The following is a 16,748-nucleotide window of genomic DNA, read 5'->3' on the forward strand; positions in this document are numbered from 1 at the left end:
CAACTCTTTGCCGCAAATCCAAAGAATGAGTCGGCATTCCTTTCTCTCCTTCCTCTTGAATACCTGTACCCTATTTTAAATTAAAAGGCTGTAGGGCCCGCCCACAGCTACTTTTTTGCCCAGTTGTACAGCCTTGCGAATCAGGGCGTGGAAATCTTGTTTTTGCACCAGCATGGCCGACAAGATCACCAGATCGCACCAGTGCCAATCGGCTTCTGTTTCAGCAGCGACATTGCGATCCACAAAGCGAATCTCCCAGTGTTGGGGTAGCAGAGCAGCAACGGTGATCAAGCCCAGAGGTGGCATTAGCGCTTTTAGTCCCACCATCTCGATGGTGCGATTGTAAGACCAGAACGATTGAGGAAAACGCGGATAGAGCAGCAATGCCTTCATACCGACCAGCTCCTAAATCCCAGCGTAATTGATTTCATCCTCGCCTTTTTCCCATTCGTTTTTATTGATTAGGCAATCCTACAAGTGGCCTTGAATAAAGCTGCTGTAAAAACTTTTCGGTATGCTTACCCGTAGTACCTTCTTTGGGTTAGTAGTTTACAGGTTTTGTGCAGGTTTTCTATGGAGAAGCTTGTGATTCTTGAGCAGCGATTGAGCAGGTAGGGCCAAGAGAGTGCAGTTGCCGATGACTTCAAAGGACAGCTGCCACCGGGTAGCGTATTGACGTTCTCCCAGCCTACTCTTCAGGAAGCCTCTCTGGATGACTATCTAACCAAGGATCTGAGCTGAGCCTTAAAAGTTACTGAAGAGATTGCTCACTGAATAACTGAATAAAGTGTTGCCGCAATTCTTTCGAGAACAGCAATATCAACCCTGGCCCTTGGCAGCTCCAGACAGAGTCAGTTCTGCACACCTTGCTCGAAAACCTGCTGAACCAAGCCACTGACGATGGAAAGTACAATCGCGCCGACGAACGCCCAACCGAAGTTATCGATATTGAAAGCGTTCCCGGCCAGCTTATCGGCAATGACCAAGCAGATGCCGTTCAAAATTAGCCAAAACAAGCCCAGGGTAAGAATTGTAATCGGCAGGGTGATCAACCGGAGAATCGGCCTGACCAAACCATTGACCAGACCAATGGCCAGAGCCGCCACCAAAGCACCCCCGAATCCAGAGACGTGGATTCCGGGCAAAAGCCAAGCCAGGATCATTACACTCAAGGCTGACATCAGCCAGGTGGCCAAAAGAGTTGCCATGCTCCCTCCTCTGCCCTGATGGGGCCGCGATTTTGCCCTCTATGCTAGCCGATCTGCTCAGGGATCCCTTGCGCAGAAACCTCTCCAGGGCTGTAAGTTTGCAGGGCCAACGCATGAATGCTCCACCCCATCTGTTCGGCTAGGGCAGCATACACCAGGCGATGTCGCTGTAGAGTCGTTTTGCCAACAAACAGAGGCGACACCACTTGAACTCGGTAGTGCCCTCCTGTCCCGCCCCCGTGGCCGATGTGAAGGTGGGACTCATCCTCTACCTGCACATGAAGAGCCTGCAGCTTCTCAGTCAGGTGCTGCCGAAGGTATTCGGGGGTAAGCATGGCAACCCTTCTGGATGAGATGGGATCCCTTAAGGTTGAGCCGTGGCCTTGGCAAAGGCTGCCTCGACCAGAGGACGCAGCTCGTTGCGGGCGTGCATCTCTTGGATGATGTCGCAACCGCCCACAAACTCTCCATCAATATAGATCTGCGGGATAGTAGGCCAGTTGGAAAACTCTTTGATCCCCTGGCGGATCTCGGGATCCTCGAGGACGTTAATCGCCGTGTAGGGGAAGCCCAAACTATCCAGCACACGAACGGCGGCATAGGAAAACCCACATTGGGGCATTTCCGGGGTGCCCTTCATGTAGATGAGCACCTTGTGGGTACGGATTTGTTCACGGATTTTCTCTTCCAAAAGGGGATCCAGCATGGTGTTCAACCACTATAGCGACAACAGCCGATAGGCAAACCGACATCCTATCGAGATCTCATTTTCGTTCACTTCTAACATACTTGGCACTCTCCCCACGGCTAGGCCGAGGGATTCTTTTTCGCAATCACCAGTACCCCCATCATGCCCCACGCTAGGGGGTAGAACTTGGCGCTGGCAAACCCTGCTTGCAGGGCCATTTGTCGTTGCTCTTCTCCAGAGGGGAAGCGATCTAGGCTGGGATCGATGTAGGCATACTCGGATCCCAGTCCCAAAGTTTTGGCCTGGGCAACCACCTGGGTGTTCAAGTACCAGCGCTGAAATTGCTCGAAAAGAGGGATCCCTGTGGGGCGGTGAAAATCCAAAATGGCGGCACGACACCCTGGCTTCAGTACTCGCCCAATCTCTCGTAAGGCTTGGGGAATATCGGTTACGTTGCGCAGGCCGTAGCCCATGGTAACGGCATCGAAGCTATTGTCGGGAAAAGGTAAGGCCAGGGCATCTCCCAGAACCCACTCCAGCGAGTAGCCGGGGAACAGCCGGGAGCGACGCCGGGCAACGTCCAGCATGGCGGGAGAGAAATCCAGGCCCACCACATGTCCCCTTCGTCCTACTCGGCGGGCCAACTGCAGAGCCAGATCGCCGGTTCCGCAGCACAGATCCAGCACATATCCTCCTGAGCTGGCGCCCGACCAACGCACGGCCATACGCTTCCAAACCTGATGGAGGCCCAGGCTCAAGGTTTGGTTGAGGGAGTCATAGTGGGGAGCAATGCGGTCAAAAAGCGCTCGGATTTCCTCAGGCTGTTCAAAGGTTGGGCTAGGCACCTCTTCTCAACTCCACCTCCTGTTTCCGCGTATCCTACAGACCTTTGGATCCCCGACCTGAAGCCACTACGGCGGCACCGGGATCCCACTGGCTCCCACTCGGTGGCGGCGGCTGGGGTAATCAGCCAAACTCAGGGACAGGGATCGGGATCCGGCTAGGCTCGAGGCTGGGATGCGGATGGTTCCCTGGAAGACTTGGCTATTGGGGGGCAGCTCCCCCGGCAAACCCTGGGTGAGCGCGTTGATTGACCGTCCATTGTCGTCAGTAATGTTCAGGAAGCTATAGAGAAAGCGCACCGTCTCTGCCGAGTTGTTCTGCATGGCCACATTCAAGACCACTTGGCTTCCCTCTCGACGAACCGAGAGCACCTGCATAGAGACCTGTCCACTGGCGGCAATTTGTGGCGGGGGCGGAGGTGGTGTGGGGGCCAGCGGGGCTGAGGTAAGGACTCCGTCCTGCTGACGGGAACGAGAAGGTGGAGGAGATGGGGTGGCGGGGCGAGGAGTTGGCGATGGGGCTGCCGCCAATTCAGGAGACACTCTGGGAGTGAGGGTAGGGGTGGGAGTTGCGACCGGAGCGGGTGTTGGGGTAAAGAGGGGGGTGGGAGTCGGGGGCGGGCGAAGGCTGGCTTGGACTGCTGCAATCACCTCAGCCTCGTTCAGCAAGGGCACAGTGCGGGGATCCCGAACTTCGCGGGAGCGAGAAGCCTGACCGGAGCCGGTGACAGGAGAAGAAACCCCGGATAGGGCTCGCTGGCCAAATAGGTAGCCCAAGCAAGCGCTCAACACCGTTGTGAAGAGAAATGCGCTCGTCCAAAACAGCACCCCCGAGAATGTGGAGGTGAACTCCTGAGATAGTCTGGCCGGTCTGCGCAAAGGCTGTTAACTCCTGCTGCTGGTTCGCTTACCCGATCATACGAAAGTGACGGAGAAGCTAGGGGTTCTCGACTGGGGCAGAGTTTTTGCGCTGTCGCTCATGGGCCTGTAGCGGGGTGCTGTCTAAGTTGGGCAGCCGCTCCCCCAGCCACCAACCCGGATCTTCCCAGCTTAGGGATCCCAGCCATTTCTCGGCTCGATCCGCCAGCACCAATGCCAACAAAACGGGAGCAGTGGTGATCCCCAGCGCTAGGCTGAGCCAGAGCGGTTGAGCAGATCGAAAAGAGGCCGAAGCAGCCTTTTGTTCAGGCGGAGATATTGGCTTGGGATCTGTCATGGTCGAGCTTTTGAGCCTGAAGTTCAAGTGCGCTGTTGTTAGGTTAATCTCAAGCGTCAGTGGATTTCCATTCTACCCAATGGCGATTGTGCTGATCTGTGGCCCTGTGCGCTCTGGCAAAAGCCGGCTGGCAGAGGGTTTGGCTGCGGCTTCGGGCTTGCCGGTTATCTACCTGGCTACCGGGCCGAAACCCGATCCCAAGACGGATCCAGAATGGGCAGAGCGCGTTCAACAGCACCGGCAACGGCGGCCTTCCAGTTGGCAGACTTGGGAAACCGGGAGGGACTTGGGGGCAGAACTGCAAAAGTTGCCCCAGCCCTGTTGTGCGCTGGTGGATTCGCTGGGGGGATGGGTGGCGCAGGGCCTAGACTGTCCCTCTTCAGAATGGGATCCCTTGGTGCAATCCTTCCTGGCAACCTTGCAAAGCCATAGAGGGGAGATCCTCCTGGTGTCTGAAGAAGTGGGCTGGGGGGTGGTGCCCGCCTATCCTATGGGGCGGCGCTTTCGGGATCGGATGGGAGAACTCACCCAAAGGCTGGCTCCTCTGGCCGACCAAGTGTTTTTGGTAACGGCAGGTTTTGCCCTCGATCTCACCCGCCTGGGGATCCCGGTGGCAGGCAAGATGGAACAGAGCTGAGATAAGCTGCATTTGCAAGCCAGATAGCCGTGTCGCTGTGCCGATTACCTTCTACCTTCCCGCCAAGGCCATTCAAACTCTGGATCTCACCCCCGGCCATGAGCTGGTGAAAACCCTGATGGCGGATCCCGTGCGTGCTGCCCAGCAGGTGCAATGCGCCATCGATTGGCCGCGCAGCCCTGAGGATCCACGGGAGCTGTCCGAGATCCCGGAGGTGCGCCTGTGGTTTATTCGGTGGGATACGGTCTACCCCTGGATGCCCTACTTCCTCAATTGGCGTCAAGGAGAACTGGCCCGTTACGCGGCTATGATGGTGCCCCACCAATTCAACCCTCGGGAGGGCATTGTTTACAACCCAGAAGCGTTGGAGATCTTCGTCTACCAGAAGATCTTTGTGTTGATGCGGTGGTTCAAGCAGCAGAACCTGGGATCCGCCTCTATGCTGCGGGATATGGCTTTGGTGTTTGGCTTCGAGATCCAGCCGGAGTTTCTCGCCCTGTGGGAGGCAGAGCCATGAAGGTGATGGTGGCCGACACCTGGCCAGGGATCCCGGGAGCTACGGCAGTGGCCGACGCTTGGCAGCAGGTGGTTCAACGCCCTTGGGGCCGGCTCAGTGTGGATCCCACCCCTTCGGAAGCTCAGCTAAAGGCCCTCTGGCAACAAATCTCCGAGTGGGCAGGAGAAAAAGATCCCCTACTGGTTTTGCCGGGCAGCGTTGCCGATCCCATAGGGCCAGGCCAAACCTGGGCCGATCTAGCCCATGCGTGGGGGTTGAGCTTGCTGTTGACGTTGCAACGGGAGGCCGCCCTGAGCCAAGGTGCTGCTTTTGCCGCCCTGTTACGCCAAGCCAGGGCCCGTGGTTTGGGATGGGTGCTGGTTGGATCCCTGCCCGAAACTGGGGATCCCCAAGCCTTGGAAAAGCTGGATGCAACTTTGATCCCACGCCTGGCAGCCCAAGTGGGAATGCCGGTGTTGGGGAGGATAGCTCCTGATGGCCAGATCCTTTGGGATACAGATGCTCTATCGCTCTGCGACGCTGGTAAAACCATTTTCAATCTGGCCGGAGCGGATCCTGCTAGAAGCGGGTCTCAAACTCGATGGAAATGACATTGTTGCCCTCAAAATCGGTACTGGCGCGGGTGAGGGTTTGCTCGTTGAAGCGGTAGCGGGCGCTGTAGCGGGTGGGCTGGAAGGGATCCGTCAAGTTCCGCTGCAGCGAGAGGGAAGTGGCCGGCCCCAGATCTCGGGCCACCTCCAAGGCCAGCCCCACTGAAGAACGGTTGGGAGCGCGGGTATCGATCTGGGGGATGGGGCTGAGGCGAATTTCATCCAGGCCAAGGGTATCCCGCAGAGCTTCCTGCAGCTCGCTGAGCAGGGCCGTTCCCGCCAGCCCGGCCACCCCTGCCTCTGGATTGAGTTGGGCCAAAGCCGTTCCCCCCAACAGGGCGACGATCTCTTCCGGGGAGCGGCTGGGGCTGCTGGAAAGGGACAGAACTCCATTGCGGGGATCCGCCTCGGCAAGTTGGCTGGCCCGCCCGTTGACCGTGGCAAAAATATCGATGCTCTGCTGGGATCCCGGCAGGTTGCGGTTGGTGTCGAAGGGGGAAAGATCTTGGGGGAAGCGGTACACCTCGAAGGCTTGGGTCATCAAGCGCAGGTTTAAGAAGGGATCAAAGGGGTTGTCCAAGTCGAAGGTGGCGGTGTTGGGGCGGGAGCGATCCAAGCGAAAGTTGGCGATGGGCAGGCTGACCCGGCCTCGCTCCAGAGTGATGGTGCCTGCCGGGCGCGGATCTTGGGGGGTGCCGAAAAGGCGCAAGGTGCCGGAAGCATTGAATTCAAACAAGTTAGGCCGCTGCACCCGGATCCGGGATCCCAAGGCCAGCTCCAGCCCATTCAACCGCGGCTGCCAAAAGGGTAGGGCTGTCGCGAACGTCGGCGGTGCAGAGTCCTCAGCCGCCTCTGTTGCGGTGGGTGGCTCAGGGCGAGGGCTTACATCCACAATCCCCTCGGAAACCTCTAAACGACCTTCAATCAACGGTCGCAGGAGCAGCCCCCCCACCACCACTTCTCCTTCCAGGCGGCCCGTGTAGAGATTGGGCAAGTTCAGGCGGATCCCTTGGAGCTGCAGGCTCAGCGGCTGCAGAGCTTCTCCTTCTTGCAAAGCTCCGCGAGAGTTGATGGGCAAAACGCCTCTGGCCACCAGGGATCCCTCCCCCAACTGTCCGCGCAGCTCCTGGACTTGCAGTTGATTGAGGTTAAAAGCAATCTGGCCTGTCAGGTCGGTGATGGGTTCCGGTAGGGCTGCCAGCTTGAGGATCCCGGAGTTGACGCTCAAGTTCCCCTGTAGGCTGGGCTCTCGTAAGGTGCCGCGGATGGTCAGCTCCAGTTGGCTTTGGCCGCCTTCCCAGCGCACTTGGTCGGTGAGGAGATTGATCAAGCGCAGGCCGCCGTTCTCAGCCTGTAAGCTCAGGTCGATCTGATCCTCTTTGGCTTGAACTAAGGACTCCGTCCCGCTGTCGCGATCGGCGAAGGGCAAGGTGTAGGGCACCAAGCCGGCAATGCGGATTGGCTCGTCGCCGTTGGCGAGAAGAGTGCTCTTCAAGCGCAGTTGTCCTTGTTGGTAGTCGAATTGTCCCGCCACCTCCCGCAGGGGCACTTGGTTAATCTGGGCGTTGACCACCGTCAGGGATCCGCGGGCATGGGGATCCCGCAGGTTGCCGGCCAGCTCCACGTCCAGGTTGAGATCCCCCTGCAGCTCCAGCTCCTCTGGCAGGAAGCGATCCAGCAAAGCCAGAGGAAATCCTTGAATTTGCAGGGATCCCGACTGCTCCTCCAGCCCCAGCCTGCCGGAGAACAGGGCTTGCCGCTCTCCACTGCGCAACAGCAGCGGCTCCAACACCACTGCATCTCCAGCCAGGCTGCCCCTGGCAGTAAGGCTTTCGATGCCAAACTCCTCTGCCTGCCAATTCTGGCCCTCAAGGTAAAAGCTGACGCTAGGCCGGTTGAGGCTGCCGACCAGGCTAACGCTGGCTTGGAATTCCCCTCGCAGACTTGTGGGCGGCGGGAAAGTGCTCCGCACCGCTGACGCGAACAGCGGATCCATGCGGCTGGCCAGAGTCTCCAGGTGGGCGGCCAAGATCTGGGCATAGTACTCCAGCTGCTCCAGGAGAGGATGGTTGGGCAAACCAACCGGATCGGTCTCCAACACCGAGGCAGGGCCCAAGGGGGGCAATTGGAAACCCCGGGTGGTGAGGTCGCGCCACTGCCGCCACTTGAAGGCGGAGATGATATCTTCTAGCCGACCTTGATGGGTGCTGATCTCTAGGTCAATTTGGGGAGCGAGAGCCGCCAAGGTGGGATCCAAACCGGCTTGCAGAAGAGTTGCAGGCAGCTCCAGGGTGCCCCTAGCCGTATAGGTGCTCTCGAACAAATCCAGTTGGGCTTGAGCAATGGTCAGCCGGGGAGAGCCGGAGTCGCCCGCAGTCTGGTAGTCAAAATCCACCGAGAAGCCCTGCACTTTCATCCCTCCCCACTGCAGATCCGCCACCGCAGCCCGTCCTTGGGCAGCACCACTCGCCAGGTCAACTGCCACCTCCCCATCGAGGTTCCCCTGTAGGCTGGCCCACGGCCCGGCAGCCACCCCCCCCAGCAAAGCCAGAGGCAACTGGTTCACTGCCACCTGGAGCTCCTCTTGCCGGCGTTGGCCGCGAATTTCCGCCTCGCCCCGCTGCACCTGAAACTGCAAAGGCTGAAACTGGGGATCCAACTGCAACGCCAGCCTGTCCTGCTGTCCCTGGAGATCCACCTCTACCCCTCGAGCAGACCCCTGGAAGGATCCGGCCAAGTCTTCAAATTCAACTCCTGCTATGCTGAGGCCCTGGAGCCGAGCCTCTCCCTCCACCTCTAGGTTGTCCAGGGATCCCCGAATCTGCCCCGAACCTTGCAGCACCCCCTCCACCAAGGGTGGCAGGCCGGGCACTTCTGCCAAGGAAACCCCATCCACAGCCAAGGCCAAATCCAGGGATCCCACCTGCAGCGTCTGGGGATCCAAGGGGATCTGCCCTTCGACCCTGGCCAGGCGAGTGCCACCTGCCAACACCTCCGCCTCCTGGATATGCAGTCCGGATCCCTCCCAAGTCACCTGGCCGCGGATGCCCTCAACCCACTGCCGTCCCCTCGCTCCCAAAGGCTGCAACAAAGCCAGCGACCCTTGCGCCCGCAACGCTCCCAGGAAGCCCACTTCTGCTGCCGCCGCCCTGTCCAGCTGCGCCGTCAGCTCGCCAGAGAGGGATCCCGGCCATTGGGGGTTGAAAAAGGCCAGCGGCACCTCCTGAGGAGCCAACTGCGTCTGGAGCTGTCCCCCTGCCCACCGCCCCGCCACCGCCACCCGGCCTCCGCCCACGTCCAGCACCGCCTGCGGCACCTGCACCACCCAGTCCCGACCCTCCGGCAAAACCTGCAGCTGCCCTCTTCCGGCAATCTCTCCCCCAAGACTTTCCCAGCTGGCCTCCGCCCGCGGTTGGGATCCCGTCAGCGCCACCTGCACTTGAGCGGAAACCGGCCCCACCCAAGGAAGAGCGCCCCGGCGCGGCAAGTCTCCCCCGTAGAAAGCCAGCACCTGCTCCGCATCCATCCCCGTCACCTGCAGTTGGAACTGGCCCGCCAAGCCAGCAGCCCATTGCAATTGGCCGGATCCCTGAATGCGACCCCCCGCCGCCCTTAGGTCGATTGCCTCAAAAGTCAAGGTTTGATCCGCAAAGTGGAAGCCAAAGGCATACTCCGACACCGGCAGGCGATCCACCCGCCCCGGCGAAAGCCCCCGCAACTGTCCCCGAATCTGTGGCCGATCCAAGGGGCCGGTGACCGTTACGGATCCCCCTACCACCCCCTCCACCGCCACCGGCAGGCCAGTCACGTCAAACGTCTCTTGGATCTGTTGAAGACTGGCCGGCACCAGTTCCGCCTGCAAACCAAACCCCTGTCCTTGCTCCCAGACCACCGGGCCTTTTAGCTCGGCAAAGGAAAGCTGACCAAAGCGACCGCTCACCCCCTCCAGCTCCAACCCCTGCAAGGTAAAGCGAACGGAGCCCTTCACCTCTTCAAAAGGATGGGGCAACCTCTCCAGATCCAGCCGAGCCTGTTGAACCTGGGCCTGCCCCGTCAACTCCAGCGGTTGATCCCGCCGCCAGAGCACCTGGAGATCCAAGCCAGTTTCCCCCTGCACCTCTGCAAAAGGGGCCGCCGGCACCACACTGGGCAAGAGATCCAAAGGCAGACGAGCCGCAGAAAGCGTCACCGAACCGGAAGCCTGGGCAAAATCCGCCACCCCCCTGAGCTGCAGGGGGTACCCCCCCTCCCCCTCCCGAGGGAGCAACCGTGCCGTCGCCTGGAAACTGGCCCGCCCCCCGAAAAGATCCTCCTCTCCTGGCGGGGCATTGTGAGTCAGCCACACCTGCACCTGGCCCTGCAGCCGATCAAACTGGCGTCGCTCCCCCACCAAAGGGATGGCCGTCAGGGATCCCTGGCGCAAGCGAATATTCAGCCCCTGGAAAGGCAGGGATCCCTCCCCTTCCGGCAGTTGAAACTGCACATCCGCCCAGCCGCGATCCAGCGTTTCCATCAGCAGCAGTTGCGGCTGGTTTAGGGTAACATTCAGCACCCACTGACCCGTCTGCAGCCAAGTCCAGAAATCGGGGCTGAGGTCGATGGAGCCGATGGTGGCCAAATGCTCAATGCGGCTTTCTCCCAAGCTCACCTGCCAAGGGGACAGAAACCTCACCTCCCCCAACTCCACGCGCCGGCGCATCGCTTGCGAGAGGGTTGCTTCCACCTGCGGCAGCACGTGATCTTGAAGGTAGATCCCTGTTCCCCAGGCGGCACCAAAGGCGGCAGCCGTCAAGCCCAAACCCACCCCAGCTAGAGTGATGGGGGAAAGGTTGAATCGTTGCTGCTGCATCTTTGGATCTTGGTGATCCTCTCCCAACCGCCTACCCCTTAAAAACCTGACAGGCTCCCAAAAGCCATTCGTGCACTGCGGGCCGACCTTGCCGGCACAGTTGCCCCCATCCTACCCAAGGACTCCTGGCTTGCCACGAGGGAACAGAAAGAAGAGATCCCTGCTCCCAGGCGTAATTCCCCCGAAGACCCCGCGGAAAAATACCGTCTCCCGCGGAGAACGGGGATGCTAAGCTATCTCCACACCCGAGATTGAACCCACCCTGGGGCCTCTCTCAGGTGTTCCCTTCTGTCGAGATGGTTGAAAGGAGAAGAGCCATTCCGGAACCCCTATCTCTGACGGTCAGCTTGCGCGGCAGCCGCGAGGCGCTGGAAAACTGCCAGGTCTTTCACCTGACTGGCCTTCTGGATGCCTTTTCCGAGCCGGTCTTTGTTAAGGTGGTCACCAAATACCTGGAAGAGGGATCCCCTAACCTGATCCTGGATTTGACAGGGATCGACTTCATCGACAGCTCTGGCGTCGGCGCCCTGGTGCAATTGGCCAAGCTGGTGCAGGGCCGCGCAGGTATCTTTCAGGTGGTGAGCAACCCCCGCATTACCCAAACGGTGAAACTGGTGCGCCTGGAGAAGTTCCTATCTTTGCGCAACTCCTTGCAGGAAGCCTTGGATCGCCTGAAGGAAGGAAGTACGGGCAGTACAGAGACCGCCTGATACACAGTATGGGTCTGGGAACCTTTTGGGGGATCAGTGCTGGAGCAGGGGATCCCGACTGGATCACGGTCAAAGCAGCCCGCATCCTCAGCACGGTCAACTGGGTGGCCTGTCCCCAAAATGCTGCCGGCCAGCCGGGCTTGGCCTACCAAATTGTGCGCCCTTGGCTGCGACCGGAACAAACCCTGCTGCCTCTTCATCTGCCGTTTGTCACCCGGTCGGAAGTCCTGCAAGCTGCCTGGCAAGCGGCTGCCCAGCAACTGGCCCCACTCCTAGAAAGGGGAGAAGATGTTGCCTTTATCTGTGAGGGAGACGTGGGCCTCTACAGCACCTTCGCCTACGTGGCCCAAGCCCTGCGGCAGCGGATCCCCGCCTTGCCCATCCAGGCCATACCGGGGGTGTGCTCTCCCTTAGCCGCTGCTGCTGCCCTGGGATCCCCCTTGGTGCTCGGCTCCGAGAAATTGGCGATTTTACCGGCTCTGTTTGCCCTCTCGGAACTGGAGCAGGCTTGTGCCTGGGCTGAGGTAGTCGTCCTCATGAAAGTGGCCTCTGTCTACCCTCAGGTTTGGCAGTGGCTGGCCGAAAGAGGTTGGCTGCAACAAGCCAGCTTGGTGGTCTGGGCCGGCTGGCCCCAGCAAACCCTCTTCCCCACCCTGGAAGGACTGGCCGACTACCAGCCCCCCTACTTTTCCCTGCTGATCCTGCGTTCTCGGCCCCGAAATCAAGATTCTCTTAACCTGGAAAACGAGCTACAGCTGGAATGAGTTTTCTAGGATAGGGAATGAGTTCCTTCCAGCGATTAAGCCCGAAGCAGGGGTTGGTCGGTATTTTTTTGCGTGTGTTTCCATTGAGCTTAAGGCTCGCGCCGAGCCAGCTTGTTTCCCCAAAAAATCAGGTGTCCTGTGACGGAAAGAGGCTGAGGAATCCGAATCCAGAATGCTGGGATCCCTCATTGACCTGAACCAAAAAGAGATGAAAAGACCAAGTTAAAGGAATGATCCAGCCTGTTAAGAATGGTTGCCGCCCTTGGTGGAGAGATCGGCTATAGGTTAGATTATGAATGTAGTGATTCAGGCGAGGAGGATAATATCTCATCCCCATCTCAAATGCGAGGCACCGCTTCTCGATTGAATCAAATCCAAAATTCAAGTCCAAAATTCTCTGTCGGTCAACGCTTTGATCCAAGCTTCCGATCCGTTGCTTCGGCAGACTCTCCTGAGAAGTGGTTGTCTCGCTCAGCAGAGCACCTGTTACCTACGACAGGTTTTCCTCAAAGCAGAACAAGGGAGTTAGGCAGATAGCAGTTGGGCTTGCTGCACAAGCCACTGGGAAAGTGAGAGAGCGCTCTAGGTGTTCCTCAAATAATCCTCAAATAAAAGTGGTTTTGCCAGATCAACAAGCTCAGCCGGCTATTTTGAGTCTCCATTCATGAGCGAGTCAGGGTGGGAAAATCGGTGATCAGGTTCAGGTGCTCTCAACCTGCAAGCTCTGGCAACTTGGAACCAGCGCTCAGTGGGACAAGGACTGCGGGCTTTAGCAATTCGAGGTTCTCTCAGTTCATAGTTTCACTCTCACTTTCAGGAGGTTGCTATGTTTACCTTTCTCTCAAAGATTGCTAGAGCAATTATCCGCATATTTGCTCCTGCCAAGTCCGATCTGGTGGAAGTGGGTTACCAGCCCATCACGGATGATATCTATCGCATCAACGGCTCAGCCTGCCGTTTTAGCGATCTGGAGATCTCATCGTAAACCTCAGAGTCGGATTCTGGTGTCGGAGCGGCCACTGGCGCTGGCCTAGAAATTGGAAACTAGAAATTGGAAAGCTACAAGTTAAGACAACTGAATAAGTCTTAGTTAAGTCTTGGATGCGGTTAGTCCGCGTCGGCAGGGGTGGTTTTCCTCCCTGTGGCCAAGTTCTACCGGTTCAGTGGTGGCTCCCCGTGGGGGTCACCACTTATTGTTTTGTTGTTTGCAAGTTGTTTGGGAAAATAAGGAGAATGCTTGCGGTTGCCCTATCTCAACCTGTGTTGCCTTCCCCCGTAGTTTACCCAGCTACATCGAATGATCTGGATCCCTTGGCCGAAGTTCTAGCCCAGGTTTTTCATCCCCCCTCAGGTCTGCAACGCTGGATCTACCCAATTCGCAAGCTGGGCATTCGCGAAGAGTTGCGCCTCAGGCTGGCCGCAAGGGATCCCCACTACTGCTGTCTGGCAGCTGCGGTGGGATCCGAAGTGGTGGGCACTGCCGAGATCTCTTTGCGGGTCACAGCCCACGGGAAGTATCCCTACCTCTCCAACTTGGCGGTGCTGCCCGGCTGGCGGCGGCGAGGAATTGCTCGTCTGCTTTTGCTCAGTGCTGAAGGGGTGGCGAAAGGGTGGGGCTACCGCTGTTTGCATCTGCACGTATTGGAAGACAATCTCCCCGCGCGGCAACTGTACGCTCAACTGCGCTATACCCCCATCGAACGCACCTCTCAACTCTGGCGATGGTTGGGGATCCCTCCGCAGCTTTTGCTCTGCAAGTGGTTACCTTGAATCGGCCCATCGGCAACATTGAGCTGGCAGATTCCCACCCCGCCGGCTTGCTTCATGGTGGTGAGACGAGGTCCTGGACTCAGCTTTTATAAAGTTATGTAAACTAGAAATCGGGTTTTAGAGAGGTCCTAGAGTGGCAGTGAAGGAAGTGGGCAGAGTTTGGCGCTGGTTAAACCTCATGGGATTGGTTGTGGGCCTGCTTGTGGGCTTTGGGATGACTCAGCCTGCCTGGGCCCAGTGGGGGACTACCCCTCTCCCGCCGATAGGTTCTCCTGCGCCGGAGTTCGCATTGCCAGATCAATCCGGGCAAATACGGCGGCTGGCGGATTTTCGGGGGGAGTGGGTGGTGTTGTATTTTTACCCCCGCGACTTCACTTCCGGCTGTACGATTGAGGCCCGCCGCTTTCAGCAAGATTTGCCCAAGTTCCGGGCCATGGGGGCACAGGTTGTGGGCGTGAGCGCTGACTCGGTGGACTCTCACAGGCGCTTTTGCTCGGCAGAGGGGCTACAGTTTCCTTTGCTGTCGGATCCCGACGGCACGGTCAGTCGAGCTTACGGATCCTGGATGGGCGATGTTGCCCTGCGCAATACGTTCTTGATCGACCCGGAGGGGATTTTGCGAGAAATCGACCCAATCGTGAACCCCAGCCGCCACAGTGCTGAGGTTCTGGCCCAGTTGCAACGGCTTGTCGGTAGCTAGCCCTCTAGCTTTCCGGGCCAAAAGTCTGCTCGAACTCGTGGAGCAACTCGTCGATCTCCTCCAGCGCTTGGTTGACATCCACGCGCAAGCTGCCCAAGTCTGGCTTTTCCAACAGCTTGGCTACCGCTGGCCGGCGTTCGCGGATTAGCTTGATGCGCTCTTTCAAGGCGGCAATTTCGGCGGCGTCCATAGCTTCAGAGACCTAATTGACTCTCCTAGCTTATCGCTTCCGCTGGGGGAGTGTCGCCTGCTGGGATCCCTTTCTGAACCACCGAGAGCCAATCATAATAGAGCTGCGCAACCTGGCACTCAACCCCGCTTCAGAGGTGCTGACATGCTCCCCTACACCCAGATTGTCGCCCACCGTGGGGAGCACACCCACGCCGAGGAAAATACCCTGGCCGCTTTTGCTGCTGCTGTTGAAGTGGGGGCCGAGCAAATTGAGCTGGATGTGCGCCGCAGCCGAGATGGGATCCCACTGGTTGTTCACGATGCCGATTTGGATGGACAGCCTTTGGCCGCATTAACTTGGGCCGAGATTCGGGCCCGCAAACCCACGATTCCCACTCTTGAAGAGACCCTGTCACATATCAAGGGCAAAATCACCCTCGATATCGAACTCAAAGAAGCAGGCTATGAGGAACAAGTCCTTGCCCTCGTTAGCGATATTTTGACCCCCGAAGAATTTGTGATCACCTCTTTTTTGCCTCAGGTGGTGAAGCGGGTTAAAACGCTTTTGTCCCCGCAACCCAAGGTTGGCCTGTTGATCGAGGCAAAGGCTGAGGAGCAAGCCAAGGGATCTTTACTTACCCGTTGCCGGGAGTTGGGAGCGGATTTTCTGGCCCCCCACTACAGTTGGGTGAACTTGCAGTTCTTGGCTGAAGCTGAACAGGCCGGGATCCCTCTGTACGTTTGGACGGTGAACGATCCTGAAGTGATGAAGTTGTGCTTGCAGCCATTTGCCGGCTCAGTAGGACAAAATCCCGTTGTTCAAGGGTTGATCACCGACCGTCCCCAATTGGCTTTGCAAATTCGCGCCCATCTTTTGGCAGAAATAGAGGGGGCAAAACCCTAGACCATGGGCACAAACTGCACCGGAAAAGCCCCTTTTTGAACCCATCCTTGGGCTGTTTTGCAGAGGATCAGCAAGGACTGGGATCCCTGGGCACCGGAGTCCGAAGGGCTTTCTCCCACCGGCACCACCAAGGTGCCCCCCACCGCCAGTTGATCCAGCAGCACCATGGGCACAGTTGGGGGCGCTGCCGTCACCAGAATGGCATCGTAGGGAGCATGCTCTGGCCAACCTTGGTAGCCATCCCCCTGACGCACTTCCACGTTGCGATAGCCCAGGGCAGCGAGGGTTTGTTGAGCTTGAGCAGCCAATGGGGACAGACGCTCCAGGCTATACACTTGCCGGGCCAGCTCTGCCAAAACAGCCGCCTGATAGCCGGAGCCGGTGCCGATTTCCAACACCACCGATTCAGGCGTGAGGCGAGCAGCTTCTGTCATAAAAGCAACAATATAGGGCTGAGAAATGGTCTGGCCATAGCCGATGGGCAGAGGGCAATCCCTGTAGGCCCGATCCCGCAGATCAGAGGGGACAAAAAGGTGACGCGGCACTTTTCCCATGGCTTCCAGTACCCGTGGATCTCGGATCCCTCGTTTGATGAGCTGTTTCTTGACCATCTGCTCCCGTTGGGAAGCAAAAGGATCGGAAGCGTCTGGGGGCTGAGGTTCAACTTCTGGGATCCCAGCTGGAGAGCGAGAAGAATGTCTCCACCGGAAGGATGAGAATGGGTTGATCACCGATACACAACCTCCAGAAACGATGAGCTGCTCAGATCTGGACTCTGCTCAAGCTGTGGATAACACCGCAGCTGTTTGCTTTATGGGCTTATGGATCCCCGCCTGCTTTTTCTCCTTGTCGGCAGGGCCGAAGACAATGGCTGCCTATTGCGAGGATGGCGTGACCCCATTTCTTTCATTGGAAGAGAGGTTAAGGGTGAGGGAAAAGATGCCTGTGGAGCCCTACGCTGATCCTGGCTTACTTTTGGCAAGACTTCACCACTTGATGAAGAGATTGTTGCCGAATGGGAAGATGGAAAAAGTGAAACAAAATCCCTAGGAGCCTTTGTCCTGATCCTGCGTGGCCTTCTGGAACTTCAGCTAGAAATCGCAGGAGCCCCGCACTGTACCCGTAGGGTCAGTGTCGGGAGGAATGCGGAAGTTATGATAGAACCATGACCCAAGTCCTGAC

19 protein-coding genes and 1 pseudogene are annotated in these 16,748 nt (G+C 58.2%); 10 read left to right on the plus strand and 10 right to left on the minus strand.

Going from position 1 to position 16,748, the window contains the following annotated elements; genetic code table 11:
* Positions 1-90: 90 nt before the first annotated feature.
* The 7 genes and pseudogenes from ACVWVQ_RS13605 to ACVWVQ_RS13635 all read right to left on the minus strand — a co-directional run.
* Positions 91-393, minus strand: a pseudogene (locus tag ACVWVQ_RS13605) (B12-binding domain-containing radical SAM protein); the annotation flags it as partial.
* A 458-nt stretch (positions 394-851) separates the two neighbouring features.
* A complete protein-coding gene (locus ACVWVQ_RS13610; protein WP_414350501.1) occupies positions 852-1,208 on the minus strand; it encodes a phage holin family protein in 357 nt (118 codons plus the stop codon).
* A 44-nt stretch (positions 1,209-1,252) separates the two neighbouring features.
* Positions 1,253-1,543, minus strand: coding sequence for a BolA family protein (locus ACVWVQ_RS13615; protein WP_414357925.1), 291 nt, complete (start codon positions 1,541-1,543; stop codon positions 1,253-1,255).
* Between the two features lie 29 nt (positions 1,544-1,572).
* Entirely contained in the window at positions 1,573-1,914 is a 342-nt protein-coding gene (gene grxD, locus ACVWVQ_RS13620; protein WP_457384223.1) for a Grx4 family monothiol glutaredoxin, read from the minus strand.
* Between the two features lie 101 nt (positions 1,915-2,015).
* A complete protein-coding gene (ubiE, locus tag ACVWVQ_RS13625) occupies positions 2,016-2,741 on the minus strand; it encodes a bifunctional demethylmenaquinone methyltransferase/2-methoxy-6-polyprenyl-1,4-benzoquinol methylase UbiE (RefSeq protein WP_414399317.1) in 726 nt (241 codons plus the stop codon).
* A gap of 66 nt (positions 2,742-2,807) precedes the next feature.
* Positions 2,808-3,530 (minus strand): hypothetical protein, encoded by a 723-nt coding sequence (locus tag ACVWVQ_RS13630; RefSeq protein ID WP_457508992.1) that lies wholly within the window; start codon positions 3,528-3,530, stop codon positions 2,808-2,810.
* Positions 3,531-3,675: 145 nt separating this feature from the next.
* Positions 3,676-3,954, minus strand: a complete 279-nt coding sequence (locus tag ACVWVQ_RS13635; protein WP_414399319.1) for a hypothetical protein — start codon at positions 3,952-3,954, stop codon at positions 3,676-3,678.
* A 79-nt stretch (positions 3,955-4,033) separates the two neighbouring features.
* On the opposite strand from ACVWVQ_RS13635, the gene cobU reads away from it, so the two are divergent.
* From cobU to ACVWVQ_RS13650, 3 genes are read left to right on the plus strand one after another with little or no spacing between them, the layout of a single operon-like run.
* On the plus strand, positions 4,034-4,591 hold the full coding sequence (gene cobU / locus ACVWVQ_RS13640; protein ID WP_457508994.1) for a bifunctional adenosylcobinamide kinase/adenosylcobinamide-phosphate guanylyltransferase: 558 nt from the start codon (positions 4,034-4,036) through the stop codon (positions 4,589-4,591).
* A gap of 37 nt (positions 4,592-4,628) precedes the next feature.
* Positions 4,629-5,108: a CRR6 family NdhI maturation factor gene (locus tag ACVWVQ_RS13645; RefSeq protein WP_414358003.1), complete on the plus strand. Its 480-nt coding sequence runs from the start codon at positions 4,629-4,631 to the stop codon at positions 5,106-5,108.
* Positions 5,105-5,698 (plus strand): hypothetical protein, encoded by a 594-nt coding sequence (locus ACVWVQ_RS13650; protein WP_457508996.1) that lies wholly within the window; start codon positions 5,105-5,107, stop codon positions 5,696-5,698. The genes ACVWVQ_RS13645 and ACVWVQ_RS13650 overlap by 4 nt, the downstream gene beginning before the upstream one ends.
* Here the strand turns inward: ACVWVQ_RS13650 and ACVWVQ_RS13655 are convergent.
* Positions 5,667-10,547, minus strand: a complete 4,881-nt coding sequence (locus ACVWVQ_RS13655) for a translocation/assembly module TamB domain-containing protein (protein ID WP_457508998.1) — start codon at positions 10,545-10,547, stop codon at positions 5,667-5,669. The genes ACVWVQ_RS13650 and ACVWVQ_RS13655 overlap by 32 nt on opposite strands.
* 296 nt (positions 10,548-10,843) lie before the next feature.
* Between ACVWVQ_RS13655 and ACVWVQ_RS13660 the strand changes: the two genes are divergently transcribed.
* From ACVWVQ_RS13660 to ACVWVQ_RS13680, 5 genes are all read left to right on the plus strand, one after another.
* Entirely contained in the window at positions 10,844-11,257 is a 414-nt protein-coding gene (locus tag ACVWVQ_RS13660; RefSeq protein ID WP_011433770.1) for an STAS domain-containing protein, read from the plus strand.
* 8 nt (positions 11,258-11,265) lie between these two features.
* A complete protein-coding gene (locus tag ACVWVQ_RS13665; protein WP_457490941.1) occupies positions 11,266-12,021 on the plus strand; it encodes a precorrin-2 C(20)-methyltransferase in 756 nt (251 codons plus the stop codon).
* Positions 12,022-12,847: 826 nt separating this feature from the next.
* On the plus strand, positions 12,848-13,006 hold the full coding sequence (locus tag ACVWVQ_RS13670) for a hypothetical protein (protein WP_011433768.1): 159 nt from the start codon (positions 12,848-12,850) through the stop codon (positions 13,004-13,006).
* Positions 13,007-13,332: 326 nt separating this feature from the next.
* The gene (locus tag ACVWVQ_RS13675) at positions 13,333-13,791 is read left to right on the plus strand and encodes a GNAT family N-acetyltransferase (protein ID WP_414344496.1); all 459 of its coding nucleotides are present in this window, start codon (positions 13,333-13,335) and stop codon (positions 13,789-13,791) included.
* A gap of 178 nt (positions 13,792-13,969) precedes the next feature.
* Positions 13,970-14,491 carry a peroxiredoxin gene (locus ACVWVQ_RS13680; RefSeq protein ID WP_414417129.1) on the plus strand — a complete coding sequence of 174 codons (522 nt, stop codon included), beginning with the start codon at positions 13,970-13,972 and terminating at the stop codon, positions 14,489-14,491.
* Positions 14,492-14,495: 4 nt separating this feature from the next.
* Here ACVWVQ_RS13680 and ACVWVQ_RS13685 read toward each other — a convergent pair whose 3' ends face one another.
* Entirely contained in the window at positions 14,496-14,681 is a 186-nt protein-coding gene (locus ACVWVQ_RS13685; RefSeq protein ID WP_011433765.1) for a hypothetical protein, read from the minus strand.
* Positions 14,682-14,825: 144 nt separating this feature from the next.
* Here ACVWVQ_RS13685 and ACVWVQ_RS13690 point away from each other — a divergent pair, with 144 nt between their 5' ends.
* Positions 14,826-15,566, plus strand: coding sequence for a glycerophosphodiester phosphodiesterase (locus ACVWVQ_RS13690; RefSeq protein ID WP_457490939.1), 741 nt, complete (start codon positions 14,826-14,828; stop codon positions 15,564-15,566).
* Here the strand turns inward: ACVWVQ_RS13690 and ACVWVQ_RS13695 are convergent.
* Complete coding sequence (locus ACVWVQ_RS13695; protein ID WP_011433763.1) at positions 15,563-16,297, minus strand: protein-L-isoaspartate(D-aspartate) O-methyltransferase; 735 nt, start codon at positions 16,295-16,297, stop codon at positions 15,563-15,565. The two genes, ACVWVQ_RS13690 and ACVWVQ_RS13695, sit on opposite strands and share 4 nt — an antisense overlap.
* On the opposite strand from ACVWVQ_RS13695, the gene ACVWVQ_RS13700 reads away from it, so the two are divergent.
* Positions 16,290-16,616 carry a hypothetical protein gene (locus ACVWVQ_RS13700; protein WP_414408748.1) on the plus strand — a complete coding sequence of 109 codons (327 nt, stop codon included), beginning with the start codon at positions 16,290-16,292 and terminating at the stop codon, positions 16,614-16,616. The two genes, ACVWVQ_RS13695 and ACVWVQ_RS13700, sit on opposite strands and share 8 nt — an antisense overlap.
* Positions 16,617-16,748 lie beyond the last annotated feature (132 nt).

The sequence above is a fragment of the Thermostichus sp. MS-CIW-36 genome (assembly GCF_054059035.1).

Excerpts from the sequence above, each read along its gene's own strand:
- ACVWVQ_RS13655 (WP_457508998.1), bottom strand. The coding sequence starts at position 10,547 with ATGCAGCAGCAACGATTCAACCTTTCCCCCATCACTCTAGCTGGGGTG.
- ACVWVQ_RS13610 (WP_414350501.1), bottom strand. The coding sequence starts at position 1,208 with ATGGCAACTCTTTTGGCCACCTGGCTGATGTCAGCCTTGAGTGTAATG.
- ACVWVQ_RS13690 (WP_457490939.1), top strand. The coding sequence starts at position 14,826 with ATGCTCCCCTACACCCAGATTGTCGCCCACCGTGGGGAGCACACCCAC.
- ACVWVQ_RS13670 (WP_011433768.1), top strand. The coding sequence starts at position 12,848 with ATGTTTACCTTTCTCTCAAAGATTGCTAGAGCAATTATCCGCATATTT.
- grxD (WP_457384223.1), bottom strand. The coding sequence starts at position 1,914 with ATGCTGGATCCCCTTTTGGAAGAGAAAATCCGTGAACAAATCCGTACC.
- ACVWVQ_RS13660 (WP_011433770.1), top strand. The coding sequence starts at position 10,844 with ATGGTTGAAAGGAGAAGAGCCATTCCGGAACCCCTATCTCTGACGGTC.
- ACVWVQ_RS13635 (WP_414399319.1), bottom strand. The coding sequence starts at position 3,954 with ATGACAGATCCCAAGCCAATATCTCCGCCTGAACAAAAGGCTGCTTCG.
- cobU (WP_457508994.1), top strand. The coding sequence starts at position 4,034 with ATGGCGATTGTGCTGATCTGTGGCCCTGTGCGCTCTGGCAAAAGCCGG.
- ACVWVQ_RS13685 (WP_011433765.1), bottom strand. The coding sequence starts at position 14,681 with ATGGACGCCGCCGAAATTGCCGCCTTGAAAGAGCGCATCAAGCTAATC.
- ACVWVQ_RS13665 (WP_457490941.1), top strand. The coding sequence starts at position 11,266 with ATGGGTCTGGGAACCTTTTGGGGGATCAGTGCTGGAGCAGGGGATCCC.
- ACVWVQ_RS13615 (WP_414357925.1), bottom strand. The coding sequence starts at position 1,543 with ATGCTTACCCCCGAATACCTTCGGCAGCACCTGACTGAGAAGCTGCAG.
- ACVWVQ_RS13650 (WP_457508996.1), top strand. The coding sequence starts at position 5,105 with ATGAAGGTGATGGTGGCCGACACCTGGCCAGGGATCCCGGGAGCTACG.
- ACVWVQ_RS13680 (WP_414417129.1), top strand. The coding sequence starts at position 13,970 with ATGGGATTGGTTGTGGGCCTGCTTGTGGGCTTTGGGATGACTCAGCCT.